We start from the raw sequence: 13,678 nt of genomic DNA on the forward strand, positions 1-13,678 counted from the left end.
CGCATTCAAACGCTTGCTCTTCGTCACGATGGGCAGGCGGCTCACCTTATCGAGGAGGCCTCAGATGAAATCGACACGCTGGTTACTCTCTGCGCTTGCACTGGCAAGCGCTTGTGCCTGGGCTCAGGGCTCGGGCCCGACCGATCCGCAGATCGCCGCGATCGTCGTCGCCGCGAATCAGGCCGATATCGACGCGGGCAAGCTCGCGGAATCGAAGACAAATTCGAAAGACGTCAAGGCATTCGCGCAGCAGATGGTCAAGGATCACACGGGCGTCAACAAGGCGGCCACCGATCTCGTGCAGAAGCTCGGCGTCAAGCCCGAAGCGAATCCCACCAGCGACAGCCTCAAACAGGGAGGCGAAACGAACATCGCGAACCTGAAGCCGCTGCAAGGCGCGAAGTTCGACCGCGCGTATATCGATCACGAAGTGACCTATCACCAGAACGTGATCGACGCGCTCGACAAGACGCTGATTCCGAGCGCGCAAAACGCCGAGCTGAAAGCGTTGCTGGTGAAGGTCAGGCCCGCATTCGTCGCGCATCTGGAGCACGCGAAGATGGTGCAGTCGTCGCTGCCGCAGGCGCAATGAGCCGCGTGCGCAACGCCGTGCGCTGCGCGTGCGGGCTGGCGTTATTTGCCTTCGCAATGCCGACGATGGCGAGCACCTATGTCGTGACGATCGAGCAGATGCGCTTCAATCCGCCGACACTGACGGTGCATCGCGGCGATGAAGTCGTGTGGGTCAACAAGGATCTCGTCGCGCACACGGCGAGCACCGACGCGAAGGGCTTCGATTCGAAGAGCATTGCACCCGACGCTTCATGGCGCTACAAGGTAGGAAAGCCCGGCCGCTATGCGTACCGCTGCATCTTTCATCCGACGATGCATGGGACACTGATCGTCGAGCCGGAACCATGACAGCATGTGAATACATGAGGAACGACACGATGCACGGCACCATCGCCGATATCCGGACGAAACAGCAGACCAATCCACTATCCGATGACGACGCGGACATCGTGCGCCGCATCGTAGCGGGCGAGCGCACCGCGTTCGAGCTGCTGATGCGGCGCTACAACCGGCGTCTGTATCGGCTCGCGCGCGCGACGCTGCGCAACGACGCCGAAGCGGAAGACGCATTGCAGGACGCGTACCTGAACGCGTACCGATCGATCGCGCAGTTTCGCGGCGATGCGCAACTCTTCACGTGGCTGTCGCGTCTCGTGCTGAACGAATGCTTCGCGAGAATGCGCCGCGATGCGCGCCGCCAGAACCTGCTTCCGATGCTGCACGATTGTCCCAAAGACGAGCAGATGTCCACCGCCATGCACACCATGAACGCCCATCACGACAGCGCCCCCGATCACGCGGCCGCCCGCGCGGAAATGCGCGCGCTGCTGGAACGCAAGCTCGATGCGCTGCCTGCAGGTTTTCGCACCGTATTCGTGTTGAGATCGGTCGAAGAGATGAGCGTCGAAGAAACGGCGCAGTGCCTCGACATTCCCGAAGCCACCGTGCGAAGCCGTCATTTCAGGGCTAAAGTGTTATTGCGTGAATCGCTCGCCGATGAAGTCGAGAAGATCGGTCCGGAGATCTTCGAATTCGGCGGCGCGCATTGCGATCGCATCGTCGCAACGGTGCTGGAGCGGTTGCGCGATTTGTAGCGACTGCTCTGCATGGGACCGGCGTAAGCGCTAAAGCGCTAACTCGGGTCGACAGGAGAAAGATCATGGCGCGAGGAAGCGGCTTGTTCGTGTGCGTCGTCATCGCGAGCGCGCTCGCCAGCATGAGCGCGCACGCGCAGCAACAGATACGCATCGAATCGGGCACCTACGGCGCGAATTGCGGCGCGGCGCCCGGCAATGTCACGCGTGACCTGGCGAGCCGTTGCAATTCACATGCGACCTGCCGCTACATCGTGAACGCGAAGCTCGACCTCAAGCCGCATCCGTCATGCGCCGCTGACTTCATCGCCGAATGGTCGTGCGACCATCGCGAGTTTCATCGCGCGATGCTGAGCGCCGGAGCAGGCAACGGCAGTTCGTTGATGATCACGTGCGTGCCTTCCACGGGCGCGGGCAAATAACACACAAACCAGCCCACAAGCGCTTCAGAGATCGAGCGTCAGGCTGGCGTTCTCCTCTTCGACGACGGGATGTGCCATGCAGATCAATGCGCAGCCGTTCTCGACTTCGGCTTCCACGGCGCCGTCATAAGCGAACTCGCCCGACAACACCTTCGTCGAGCACGTGCCGCACATGCCCGAGCGGCAACTCGACTGCGCTTCGATGCCGTTCTTCTCGGCGAATTCGAGCAGGCTGCCGTGTTTCGGAAGCCATTGGATTGTGCGTTGCGAGCGCGCGAACGTCACCGGCGCGCCGCCCTTTTCATCTTCCGTTGCAGCGTGCTCCACCGTCTGCGCGGCAGCAGGCGTGCGCTTCACGCTCGCGGGTCCGAACGCTTCGAAGCGAATGCGTTCGTCGGCGACATTCAATGCGCGCAGTCCTTCGTACAGATCGCGCATGAACTGCTCAGGGCCGCAAAGATAGAAGTCGTAGTCGTCGAAAGGCAGTGCGCGTTTCAGTTCGGCAATGCTCACGCGACCTCGCGTCACGCCATCGGCAGGCGCGCTCGCCGCGCTGTCGAACAGATGCATCGACACGGACGGATAGCGCGCCGCGATCTCTTTCAGATACGCACTGAACGGACGCTCGCGATCACTTCGCGCGCCATGAAAGAAGAACACGGGCTTCGCATGCGCTGCGTCGCCGGCGCGCGCTTGCAGTTCGTGATGCAGCATCGCGATCATCGGCGTGATGCCGATGCCGGCGGAAATGAGCACGGCCGGACGCGGGCTGGCCGCGTCGTAGACGAACGCGCCGCGCGGCGCCATCGCTTCGATCTCCATGCCCGCCGCGAGATGATCGTGCAACCAGTTCGACGCCACGCCCTCGCGCTTCACGCTGATCCTGTAACGACGCGGATCGTGCGCATCAGAGAGCGTGTAGGTGCGCGTCAACGGCGCGTCATGATCATCGGCGGGAATGCGGAGCGGCAAGTACTGTCCAGGCTGATACGCGGCCAACGGCGCGCTGTCCGTCGATTCGAAATAGAGCGATCGAATGGACGGCGTTTCTTCGACGACGGCCGCAACCTTCAGCTTGTGCCACGGCGACGCGGCCACCTGGTTGCTCTGCTTGCTGAGGGTGTTGAAGGCCGCCGCGAATTGCGGCGCGTATTCGACTTCGGACCAGCGAAACGGCAGCACGCCCTTGCTGCGCCGCACCTCTTGCACATGAAACCGCACGAGCCGCTCCGCGCCTTCGAACGCCGTCAGCTCGGGGGCTTGCCAGAGGATTTCGGCGAGCACCGCGAGATACAGCAGATCGCCCGTCGCGAAGTCGATGAAGAGTAGCCCCGCGCGCGGATCGTGCAGCAGATTGCCGATCGTATTGAAGAACTTGTTGCCGCTGAAGTCAGGCGTGGTCAGCGTCGCGGTATCGTCGACGCGCACGAAGCCCGGCGCGCCGCCGCGATGCGAGACGTCGACACCGCGCGCGAAACCCGCATCGTCGGCCGTGTTCGCACTCGCGATATAGAACGTGTCCGCGCGCGAGAGCAGCACGCGGTCCGCGTCGTTCAGTTGCGTCGCGATCTCTTGCGGCGCATGTGCCTCATTCGCGGCGCGTTCGATGAACGTCGGCTTGCGGCCCTGGATGTACTTCGCGCAATTGCCGAAGCTCTGGCTCACTTCGAGCGTGACGGCGCCGCCATCGACAGCCCTCACCACGCCGTTAATCCGGTTGCGCCGCCGCGTGTGCGGCTGAATGCCGAGCCCGCCGATCAGCGCGCCTGCCTGCCAGCGCCCGTCGAGCGGATCGCCGGGCAATGCACCGCCGTCGATGCGCAGCGTGCGTGCATCCGGCGACGACACGAAGCCCGGCTCGCCCACGCGGATGGTCGCCCACGGCTGCCCGCTCGCATCGACGCCGCCGAAAATCATGAAAGGCTGCTGCGCGTAAAACTCGCGATGCTGATCCGGCATGTAGCGGCGAATGCCGCGGCGGCCCGAGGAATCCGCCTGGCTGTCCACGCCTGCGAGCCGCTGCGCGGCCAGTTCGTCGGCATGAAACGGCGAGGCTTCGATGCCCCAGCCGTTCAGAGGGGTGAAATCGGACATGATGCGGCTCCCGCGACGCAAGACGTGAGGGCGACGTGAATCAGACGGGCCGTGCAGACATCACGCGGCAAGCAATCCTGCCTTCGTGACCGGCATCGCGACGAAGCGCGGCAGCGCCTCGACGCGGCGCAGCCATGCGCGGATGTGCGGATACGGATCGAGCGACACGCCACCCTCCGGCGCATGCGCGATGTACGTGTGCGCGGCGATATCGGCGATCGTCACGTGCTCGCCGGCGGCGAATGGCTTCGTCGCCAACTCGCGGTCGATCACATCGAACAGCCTCGCCGCGATGCCCTTCGCCGTCTCGTGATCGAGCGGCGCGCCGAACACGGTGACGAGACGCGCCGCGCACGGACCGTACGCGATCTGTCCCGCCGCCAGCGACAGCCAGCGCTGCACGGCAGCCACACCGGTCGGATCGTCGGGCAGCCACGATGCGTCGCCATAGCGCTTCGCCAGATACACGAGGATCGCGTTCGAATCGAACAGCGTCACGTCGCCGTCCTCGATGGCCGGCAACTGGCCGAACGGGTTCAGCGCCAGATACTCGGGCTTGCGGTTGTCGCCCGCGCGCATGTCGAGTTCGCTCACTTCGAACGGCAGGTCGAGCAGAGTCAGGAACAGCTTCACGCGATGGCCGTGACCCGATAGCAGGGTTGTGTAAAGACGGATCGGCTGGGCGGGCTTGGCAGCGGGCATCGATGGCTCCGGGTTCGGTCGCGATGGACAATGGATGGACAATGAACGTGCAGTGAAACGACAGCCTCAGGTTAGCGTGCGCCGCCCGCGCGCAGAAGACTGATAACCTTGAAAACATAATCCCCCGAAAGTGGACAATCGATCATGGCCGACGTGCGCGACGTAAATCTGAACCGGCTGGCCGTCTTCGTCGCCGTCGTCGAGGCAGGCTCGCTGACGGCGGCCGCCGCGCGCCTCGGGCTCGCGAAGACGATGGTCAGCACGCACATGCAGCGGCTCGAAGCGGAAGTCGGCGCGAGCCTGCTCGCGCGCACGACGCGGCGGCTCGGCGTCACCGAGGCGGGCCGCGCGTTCTACGACGCGTGCGTGAAGATCCTGCGCACCGCCGAAGAAGCACTCGCCGAAATCGGCGGCGAAGAAGCGCCCGTGCGGGGCACGTTGCGCGTCAGCTCGCCGATCGACTACGGCACGCTTGCCGTCGCGCCCGTGCTGGTCGAGCTGCGCCGCGCGCATCCGCAACTCGATATCGAACTGCTGTGCAGCGATCATTTCGTCGATCTGATCGCGGATGGCATCGACGTCGCGATCCGTCTCGGACGGCTCGCCGACTCCAACTATCGCGCGGTGAAGCTGGGCAGCTTCGAGAAGTGGGTCGTCGCGAGTCCGCAGTTCATCGAAACCTGGGGCGAGCCGCGCACGCCCGCCGAGCTGCCCGCGTTGCCGTTCGTCGCGCTCACCGTGTTGCCGCGCCCGCAGACGCTCGATTTGCGCCATACGGATGGCAGCGCGCAGAGCGTGCGCTGCGAGAACGCGTTTCTCGTCAACACGGCCGAAGCCGCGCGCGCCGCGACGCTCGCGGGCGGTGGCATCGGCCTGCTGACGGATTTTTCGATTGCCGCCGATGTCGGCGCGGGGCGGCTCGTGCGACTGTTGCCGGAGTGGTCGACGGAGCCCGCCGGCATTCAGGCCGTCTTTCCGCCGACGCAGCACACGCCGCCGAAAGTGCGCGCGCTGATCGACACGTTCAGGACGCATCTCGCGCGTAATGGATGACGATTGGCTGTTAGAGGCGCGGTGAGCGGCGCCCGCCGCCGCACGCGCCGTCAGGGCATCGGGTTGTCTGTCTGCGCGTACTGGCTGAGCGTCGCGAGGCGGGAAGTCGAGGCATCGTCAACGCGCGGCTGCTCAGGGTCGCGGCGCGCGAGCGCGCGGACAGTCGCGAGGAACGCGCGCGGAAAACGGCGGACGTCGAGCGCCACGCGTCCCCACCACGAATTGACACTCTGCACCGTCCAGCAATTTGACAGGTTGCCGCGCGACCAGAACGCCTTGAAGTGCTCGGAGCCCGTGCCGAAGTCGAAATCCAGTTGTCGCTCGAATGCCCATCTGGCGACATGCTCGACCCCGATCAGCCCCGGCGACCACTTCGAGCAGTCGGGATCGAAGCCCGAGATGATGCCCGACACGCCACGCGTATCCGTGCAGAAGATGTTGACGGCAACGGGTCGGTCGTCGAGCGTGACGACGAGGAGTCGCGCTAGCGTTGCCGTTGATGCTGCGGTTGGTGTTGTCGTGGTGCCCGAGGTCAGCCAGGCGACCAGAAAGTTGCGGTAATGCGCCGAGTCGAGCCAATGGCCGCGCTTGTTCACGCGCGAGCCCCAGCTATGCTTCCAGTCGAGCATCGCATCGACGGACTCGGCGATTCGCACGGTATCGAAGGGATCGACGAGCAGCACATCAACTTTGCCCGCCTTCGACATGCGCTGTTCCGCCTTGCCCGGCTTCTTCTTGTGCAGCGTGCCGAGCGAATCGCAGAAGCCCTGCCAGTCGTAGCGGCGGCTTTCCGTGCCGAGTTGCGCGGTGTACGCGTCGACGCGCTCACGTATCACGGGACGATTCGCGTTTGCGACGAGCCCGCAGAGCGCCGTGTCTTCGGGAACATAGGGCATGTGGATGAAATCGGCGCCGCAACGCGTGCGCGCGACACGCCACGCGTCTTCGACCCACGCCGCCGTGTGTGCGCCGTCTTCGACGAGCACGCGCGAGTAGTCTGCCGATTCGGGGCTGAGTGGAATCAGGTAGGTCCACAAGAACCAGCGGCGATACGTGACGAGCGGCCAAACCATCACGAGCCTGCCCGCGTCGCGGCGAACGATGCAGCGCAACGACCGGCCGTTGGGCTTCGCGATCTGCTCCCACGCAATCCAGCAAAAGTCGAACGACTGATTGTGGAAGCCTCTTGCGCGGACCCATAGCTCGTCCCAATCGGCTTGCAGCGCGCGCAACGCGTTTTCGTCGGTGATGATCTCGTACTGCGAATCCGTGTGCTTCATCGATGCCTCACGAGAGACAGCCGCACGCGCGTCGCGCAAAGGACGCCGAGGTTGCAGCGGCGCCGGGTGTTGGCAAGCATGCGCGTTTGGATCGACAGGGTGTGTGCGTGGGCGCACGGTTGCAGGCGATTGGAAAGGGGCGCGCCCGGACCTTCTTCCACGAGCCTTTGGGCAACCATCCGGCCCGCGCTTTTCCGTACCGGAAATCATCCATCGATCTGTACAGGTACTGTACCGGCTTCCGTCGCTACACTGTCGCAAACCGAAACACTCGCGGAGCCGTCCGATGTCCTTCGAAACCTTGAGCGCCCTGCCCGCCGGCATCCTGTTCGCGCTCGTCACGACCATCACGCCCGGACCGAACAACACGATGCTTCTCGCCTCGGGCGTCAACTTCGGATTCCGCCGCACGCTGCCGCATATTCTCGGCATCAGCGCGGGTGTCGCGCTGCTGATGCTGTCGGTGGGTTTCGGTCTCGGCGAAGCGTTCCGGCGCTTCGCGGTGTTGTACACAGTGCTCGAAGTGCTGAGCGTCGCGTATCTGCTGTATCTCGCGTGGAAGATCGCGACCTCCGGCGAGATGCAGGTGAAGAAAGGCGAGCGCCGGCCAATGCGCTTTCACGAAGCGATCGCCTTCCAGTGGGTCAATCCCAAAGCGTGGATGATGGTGCTCACGGCCGCGACCACGATCCATCTGAACGCCGACTTCGGCACGAATGCGCTGCTGATGGCCGTGCTGTTCTACGTGATCGGCTTGCCGTGCATCTCCCTATGGGCCGCGTTCGGCACGGCCATGCGGCGCGCGCTGTCAAAGCCCGCTTATCTGCGCACGTTCAATGTCTTCATGGCGCTGCTGCTGGTGGCCTCGCTGTATCCGATCGTGTTGCGCTTTTTCGCGTAACGCAACGCGCTCCGTCGCACTCGCCCGTGTTCGCCGCGCGCGGACACCGTGCAATTTTTTCCAGCCTGGTGTCGTTTCTTGTCTGACTGTCGCGCGCCTCACACGTCCCCGTTTCGTGACTGCTATCTTCGTGATTTGACAGTAAAATAGCCACGTCATAACCCCTGACGTCACGAGCGCGGGCCGCGCCATCCGAACCGATCCATTCAATGAGCATCGGCGTTCATCGGGCTCGCAAATTGCTCCGGGACGCAGGTTATCCGCAAGGCAAATTTCCCGGCGCTCGTGCGCGGCACGCAGCGCCGGATTCGCCATTGACGAACGCGGACCGCACAGGTCGGAGGCGTTGCACATGGACGCAAATGATTCGCCGGACCGCGAGAGCGGCCCTCGGCAACCGCACGACACAAGCTTTTTTCCGTATGACAGCGAAGACCCGCAAGCTCCGCATTACAACTGGGTGCAGATCTGCCTGATTTCGGCGATGGGTCTCGCCGTCGGCGTAATGGGCACGGCCGCCTATGTGATCTGGTTCAGCCGCGATCAGCAGACTTACAGCGATGCCGTGCAGGCGGCGAAACGCCCGCCGCCGTCGGCTGTCGCCGTCATACCCGACGACGAGTCGGCTGTCCCCGCGCGCGCCGCGCTGCCGACCAGCGCCGTGACGGGCCGCGTGATTCCCGCAACGCCGACATCGCAGCCGGGCTACGCTGAGGCCAATCGCGCGCTGGCTTCGGCGCAAGCCCCCGGCGATGCAGTCGATCCCGCCGACACCGCCGATGCCACCAATCCCGCCGATGCCGCCGACGATTCGCAGCCGGCCGCGCGTTCCGCGCAAGCCGCGGTGGCCGGTTCCGCTGCTCGCGCCGACCGTGGCAAGCAGACGGCCGTCGCGAGCCGCCACGCGCCGCAACGCGCGAAGCCCAAGCAAACGTTCGTCTCCCGGCTGACGGCGATGTTCCGCAAGGTCGCTTACCATCGCGGCCGCGAGCGGAACAACAACCTCGATCCGTATTCCCATCCCTGACCGGGCGGCGCGGAGGAGACCATCACGCCGCATCACCCTCCTCGCCCGCGCTGGCGTCCGCAGCCCATCGCGGTCGGCATGGCCGCGCTGGTGTGCCTCGTGATCGGGTTGGTCTTTATCGCGATTCAGGTCAGGGCGCTCTACTCCGATCACTTTCAGCAGCAATACGCTGCGCTCGTGCTCGAAACCGTCGAACGCGCGGAGAACGCGCGCAACGTCGCGGCCCTGCTGAAACGGACTGCGCCCGCGAATGCGCCGCCGGCCGCGAACCAACCCGACTATCAGCAGGCGCTGAACGAACTGCATGCGCGCGTCGCCGCCCTCGACGCGCTGATCGCCTCCAGTCCGATCCCCGCGCCCCGCTTGTGGCAATCGCCTGATCCGGCGAACAGCATCGACGACATGAAGCGCACGCTCGCCGCCACCGAGGACTATTGGCGCGCGCGCCGCGACAGCATCGGCGCCGACGTCCGCACGCGCACGCTGCGCGTGGCCAGCGTGCTCGCCGTGCTGATGATCGTGGTGGCCGGCGCGTTGCTCGCGGCGCTCGTCGTGTTCGCGCGGCGTCATCGGTATCTCGCGGGGCTGACGCATCAGTTGCAGCATGCGGCGCAGCACGACGCGATGACGGGTCTGCCGAACCGCCAGCAGTTGCTCGCGCGGCTCGAACAGCTCGCGGCCGACCGCACGCCTGACAAGTGCGCGGTGCTCTTCATCGACCTCGACGGCTTCAAGCAGGTCAACGACACGCTGGGCCACGGCGTCGGCGACGCTTTTCTGATCGCCGTCGCGCAGCGTTTTCGCCAGTCGCTGCGGCCAGGCGATCTCGTCGCGCGAATCGGCGGCGACGAATTCGCGGCGCTCGTGTCGGGCTTCGGCAGCGATAGCGAACTTGCGGGCATCGCCACGCGTCTGATGAACTGCGTCGGCGATACCGATACGCAGATGGGCCTCGCCCTCGTGCGCGCGAGCGTCGGCATCGCGACGTTTCCGGATCGCGTCGCCGATCACCGTCTGCTCGTCGCGGCCGCCGACGGCGCGATGTACGAAGTCAAGCGCAGCGGCAAGAACGGCTACGCGTTCGCCACCCGTTCGATTCCGGGCGCGTGATCCACGCGCGGGCCCGCCATGCAACGCCTGGCGCAGTACGCGCGTGCGCGATCATCAGAATTTGCACATCGCGATCAACTTCCGTGCGGCGCTGCCGTTATATGGAAGCAGCAGGGCGACGGGGTGCGCTGCGACTTTGCGAACGGATCGGCGGTGGCGGCAGCAACGCGCCACATGCGCTTCGTTCTGCCGAAGCACGAACGCACAATTTGACGAAATCGGCTCAAGCTTTTCATTTGGCTGTCGATAGCGCAGGGTATGGAAAAGAAACTCGCACAACGAATCGTCAGCTCCGCCCATCGCGCGGCTGAAGCGATTGCAAACGCCCGCATGGATCTTCCCGAAGTCCAGCAGGACCAGCTGTACAGCCGCGTCTTTATCGGGCTGCTGGAAGACAACGTTGGCGCGGAACACATCGTCGAGCTGATCGACGCGCTCGCGAGGCCCTGACGCCGCGCGCGTCTTTGGTCAAATCACGACGCGAAAGCTTCGCGCGATTTCACGCCGCGACATCGCGGCCGATCCGTTCGATGAAGCGCCACAACGCGTCGTCGGTGGAATGCGGGACGTTGAAGCGGAACCATGCGCTCGGCGCGTCGTCGGGACGGAAATAGGAGCCGGGTGCGAGCCAGATTCCGTCCGATAGAGCCGCCGTCGCGATCTCGCCGGCGCGTTCGGGCTCGATGGGCAGGCGCGCGAACAAAAAGAGCCCCGCGCGCGGCCGGTGAAACACGTCAAGGCCCAACGCATCGAGCCGCTCTTCGACGCTCGCGTGCGCGGCGCGCAGCCTGTCGTTGACCAGCTCGACGTGGCGCGCGTAACGGCCTTCGTGCAGCACCTTGTCGACGATCCGCTCGATCGCCTCCGACGACGTCAGCCCCACCGCCATCTTCGTGCGCGCCAGTTCGCGCAGCACGTCACGCTCCGCGACGACATAGCCGCAGCGCAGCGCGGGCGTCACGGTCTTCGAAAAGCCGCTGATGTACAGCACGCGCCGCAAGCCTTCCATCGCCGCGAAAACGGGCGCGCCGGGCGCGCACAGTTCGCGGCTCACGTCGTCCTCGATCACCCACATGCGGTTGCGCTCGGCGATCTGCAGCAGCCGGAACGCGGACGCCATCCCATAGGTCGCGCCCGTCGGGTTCTGCAAGGTCGTGTTGACGAAGATCGCTTTCGGATGATGCTGGTCGACGATTTTTTCCAGCGCGTCCGTATCGACGCCGGCAGGCGTGCGCGGCACGCCGACCACGGTGAGCCCCGCGAGCTTGAGGATCTGCAGCAGGTTGCAGTAGCCGGGATCTTCGACCACGACGGTGTCGCCCGCGCGCAGCAGCGTGCGCACGATCAGATCGAGCGCCTGCGTCGCGCCTTGAGTGAGGAGCACGTTCGACACGTCGACGGGCAGGCCGCGCCGGTCCATCTGCTCGGCGATCTTCGCGCGCAGCGGCGCGAAGCCGTACGGATGCCCGTAGTCGCCGAGACGCGCGGCGGGCACGCGGCTCATCGCGCGAAACGCGTGCTGCATGCCCGTTTCGTTGATCCACTCGTTCGGCAGCCAGCCGCCGCCCGCCTTGATCGGCACGGAATGATCGGCGAACACGTCGGACAGCAGCCACGTCGCGGTGAGGCTCGGCGGCTGCCAGTCGACGGTGTTCGGATGCGCGGCCCGCGAGTGCGGCGCGACGCGATAGCCGGAGCCGCGCCGCGCGATCACGAGCCCCATCGATACGAGCCGGTTGTACGCCTCCGTCACCGTGAACGTGCTCAGCGAATGCGACTGCGCAAGCTGGCGGACCGACGGCAGCAGCGCGCCCGCCCGCAGCGCCTGCGTATCGATCGCGTGCGCGAAGCCTTGCACGACCTGCTCGACGAGCGTCGGCGCGGAACGGCGGTCACGGTCCAGTTCGAGTTCGATCATCTTCAGCGTCAAGACAGGGCGGCGGTTCGTTGTCACGCGCGACCGGCAACAGCACAGTCCACGCGATTCGGCCAGCACAGTTAGCAGCGCAGTGAGTCAACTGTTTATGTCCGCCATTTAACCTCGGACGCTACAGTTTCGCTACCCATTCGAGGAGAAACCCATGACTTCGCGCCCCGTCATCGACGACCTGTCGAGCTTCTGGATGCCGTTCACCGCCAACCGCCAGTTCAAGGCCGCGCCGCGCCTGCTGGAATCGGCAAAAGGGATGTACTACCGCTCGACCGACGGGCGCGACGTGCTCGACGCATGCGCGGGCCTGTGGTGCGTGAACGCGGGCCATAGCCGCGACGAGATCGTCGCCGCCGTGCAGCAGCAGGCCGCAACGCTCGATTTCGCGCCGACGTTCCAGATGGGCCATCCGCTTGCGTTCGAAGCGGCGTCGAAGGTCGCGGAACTGATGCCCGAAGGGCTCGACCGCATCTTCTTCACGAACTCGGGCTCGGAGTCGGTGGATACCGCGCTGAAAATCGCGCTCGCCTACCACCGCGCGCGCGGCGAAGCGCAGCGCACGCGTCTGATCGGCCGCGAGCGCGGCTATCACGGCGTGGGCTTCGGCGGCATTTCTGTCGGCGGGATCGCGCCGAACCGCAAGACGTTCTCGGGCGCGCTGCTGCCGTCCGTCGATCATCTGCCGCACACGCACAACCTCGAACACAACGCATTCTCGAAGGGCCAGCCCGCGTGGGGCGCGCATCTCGCCGACGAACTCGAGCGCATCGTGACGCTGCACGATCCGTCGACGATCGCCGCTGTGATCGTCGAACCCGTCGCGGGCTCGACGGGCGTGCTGATTCCGCCGCAAGGCTACCTGCAGAAGCTGCGCGACATCTGCACGAAGCACGGCATCCTGCTGATTTTCGACGAAGTGATCACGGGCTTCGGCCGTCTGGGCGCGGCGACGGCGAGCGAATACTTCGTCGTGAAGCCCGACCTGCTGACGATGGCGAAGGCGATCAACAACGCGTCCGTGCCGATGGGCGCTGTCGCGGCGAGCCGCACGGTGCACGACACGATCGTCAACAGCGGCGCGCAAGGCGCGATCGAGCTGTTCCACGGCTACACATATTCGGCGCACCCGCTCGCAGCCGCCGCGTGCGTCGCGACGCTCGACCTGTATCGACGCGACGGGCTGTTCGAGCGCGCGGCGTCGCTGGCGCCGAAGTTCGAAGCCGCCGCCCACGCGCTGCGCGACGCGAAGCACGTGAAGGACGTCCGCAATCTCGGGATGGTCGCGGGCATCGAGCTGGAGCCGCGCGACGGCGCGCCGGGCGCGCGCGCGTACGAGGCGTTCGTCAAGTGCTTCGAAGCGGGCGTGCTGATCCGCTTCACGGGCGACATTCTGGCGTTCTCACCGCCGCTGATCATCGACGAAGCGCAGATCGACCAGGTCTTCCAGACGGTGCGCAACGCGCTGGCTTCGATCCAATAATCCCTTGCGCCG

General features: G+C 65.3%; 14 protein-coding genes. 10 read left to right on the forward strand and 4 right to left on the reverse strand.

The genetic code is table 11. From position 1 onward, the window contains the following. Window positions 1–64: 64 nt before the first annotated feature. From GCT13_RS12225 to GCT13_RS12240, 4 genes are all read left to right on the forward strand, one after another. Window positions 65–592: a DUF4142 domain-containing protein gene (locus GCT13_RS12225; RefSeq protein WP_152758237.1), complete on the forward strand. Its 528-nt coding sequence runs from the start codon at window positions 65–67 to the stop codon at window positions 590–592. Next, window positions 589–921, forward strand: a complete 333-nt coding sequence (locus tag GCT13_RS12230) for a cupredoxin domain-containing protein (RefSeq protein WP_152758239.1) — start codon at window positions 589–591, stop codon at window positions 919–921. The genes GCT13_RS12225 and GCT13_RS12230 overlap by 4 nt, the downstream gene beginning before the upstream one ends. Before the next feature lie 29 nt (window positions 922–950). Further along, window positions 951–1,667, forward strand: a complete 717-nt coding sequence (locus GCT13_RS12235; protein WP_227746807.1) for an RNA polymerase sigma factor — start codon at window positions 951–953, stop codon at window positions 1,665–1,667. A gap of 65 nt (window positions 1,668–1,732) precedes the next feature. Further along, complete coding sequence (locus tag GCT13_RS12240) at window positions 1,733–2,089, forward strand: hypothetical protein (protein WP_152758241.1); 357 nt, start codon at window positions 1,733–1,735, stop codon at window positions 2,087–2,089. Window positions 2,090–2,113: 24 nt separating this feature from the next. On the opposite strand, the gene GCT13_RS12245 is transcribed toward GCT13_RS12240, so the two are convergent. Then, window positions 2,114–4,183 (reverse strand): 2Fe-2S iron-sulfur cluster-binding protein, encoded by a 2,070-nt coding sequence (locus GCT13_RS12245; RefSeq protein WP_152758243.1) that lies wholly within the window; start codon window positions 4,181–4,183, stop codon window positions 2,114–2,116. Window positions 4,184–4,243: 60 nt separating this feature from the next. Then, entirely contained in the window at window positions 4,244–4,885 is a 642-nt protein-coding gene (locus tag GCT13_RS12250) for a glutathione S-transferase family protein (protein WP_152758245.1), read from the reverse strand. A gap of 144 nt (window positions 4,886–5,029) precedes the next feature. Between GCT13_RS12250 and GCT13_RS12255 the strand changes: the two genes are divergently transcribed. After that, window positions 5,030–5,938 (forward strand): LysR family transcriptional regulator, encoded by a 909-nt coding sequence (locus tag GCT13_RS12255; RefSeq protein WP_152758247.1) that lies wholly within the window; start codon window positions 5,030–5,032, stop codon window positions 5,936–5,938. A gap of 50 nt (window positions 5,939–5,988) precedes the next feature. Here GCT13_RS12255 and GCT13_RS12260 read toward each other — a convergent pair whose 3' ends face one another. Beyond that, window positions 5,989–7,218 (reverse strand): GNAT family N-acetyltransferase, encoded by a 1,230-nt coding sequence (locus tag GCT13_RS12260; RefSeq protein ID WP_193727639.1) that lies wholly within the window; start codon window positions 7,216–7,218, stop codon window positions 5,989–5,991. A gap of 286 nt (window positions 7,219–7,504) precedes the next feature. On the opposite strand from GCT13_RS12260, the gene GCT13_RS12265 reads away from it, so the two are divergent. The 4 genes from GCT13_RS12265 (at window position 7,505) to GCT13_RS12280 (ending at window position 10,706) form a co-directional block, all read left to right on the forward strand. Then, the gene (locus GCT13_RS12265) at window positions 7,505–8,119 is read left to right on the forward strand and encodes a LysE family translocator (protein WP_152758251.1); all 615 of its coding nucleotides are present in this window, start codon (window positions 7,505–7,507) and stop codon (window positions 8,117–8,119) included. 352 nt (window positions 8,120–8,471) lie between these two features. Beyond that, window positions 8,472–9,146, forward strand: a complete 675-nt coding sequence (locus GCT13_RS12270; protein ID WP_152758253.1) for a RodZ family helix-turn-helix domain-containing protein — start codon at window positions 8,472–8,474, stop codon at window positions 9,144–9,146. Between the two features lie 78 nt (window positions 9,147–9,224). Next, entirely contained in the window at window positions 9,225–10,256 is a 1,032-nt protein-coding gene (locus tag GCT13_RS12275) for a GGDEF domain-containing protein (protein WP_152758255.1), read from the forward strand. A gap of 258 nt (window positions 10,257–10,514) precedes the next feature. Then, window positions 10,515–10,706, forward strand: a complete 192-nt coding sequence (locus GCT13_RS12280) for a hypothetical protein (protein ID WP_152758257.1) — start codon at window positions 10,515–10,517, stop codon at window positions 10,704–10,706. Window positions 10,707–10,755: 49 nt separating this feature from the next. On the opposite strand, the gene GCT13_RS12285 is transcribed toward GCT13_RS12280, so the two are convergent. Further along, window positions 10,756–12,174 (reverse strand): aminotransferase-like domain-containing protein, encoded by a 1,419-nt coding sequence (locus tag GCT13_RS12285; RefSeq protein WP_152758460.1) that lies wholly within the window; start codon window positions 12,172–12,174, stop codon window positions 10,756–10,758. Between the two features lie 163 nt (window positions 12,175–12,337). Here GCT13_RS12285 and GCT13_RS12290 point away from each other — a divergent pair, with 163 nt between their 5' ends. Continuing rightward, complete coding sequence (locus GCT13_RS12290; protein ID WP_152758259.1) at window positions 12,338–13,666, forward strand: aspartate aminotransferase family protein; 1,329 nt, start codon at window positions 12,338–12,340, stop codon at window positions 13,664–13,666. Window positions 13,667–13,678: the final 12 nt, after the last annotated feature.

The organism is Paraburkholderia franconis (genome assembly GCF_009362735.1).
Lineage (GTDB): Bacteria > Pseudomonadota > Gammaproteobacteria > Burkholderiales > Burkholderiaceae > Paraburkholderia > Paraburkholderia franconis.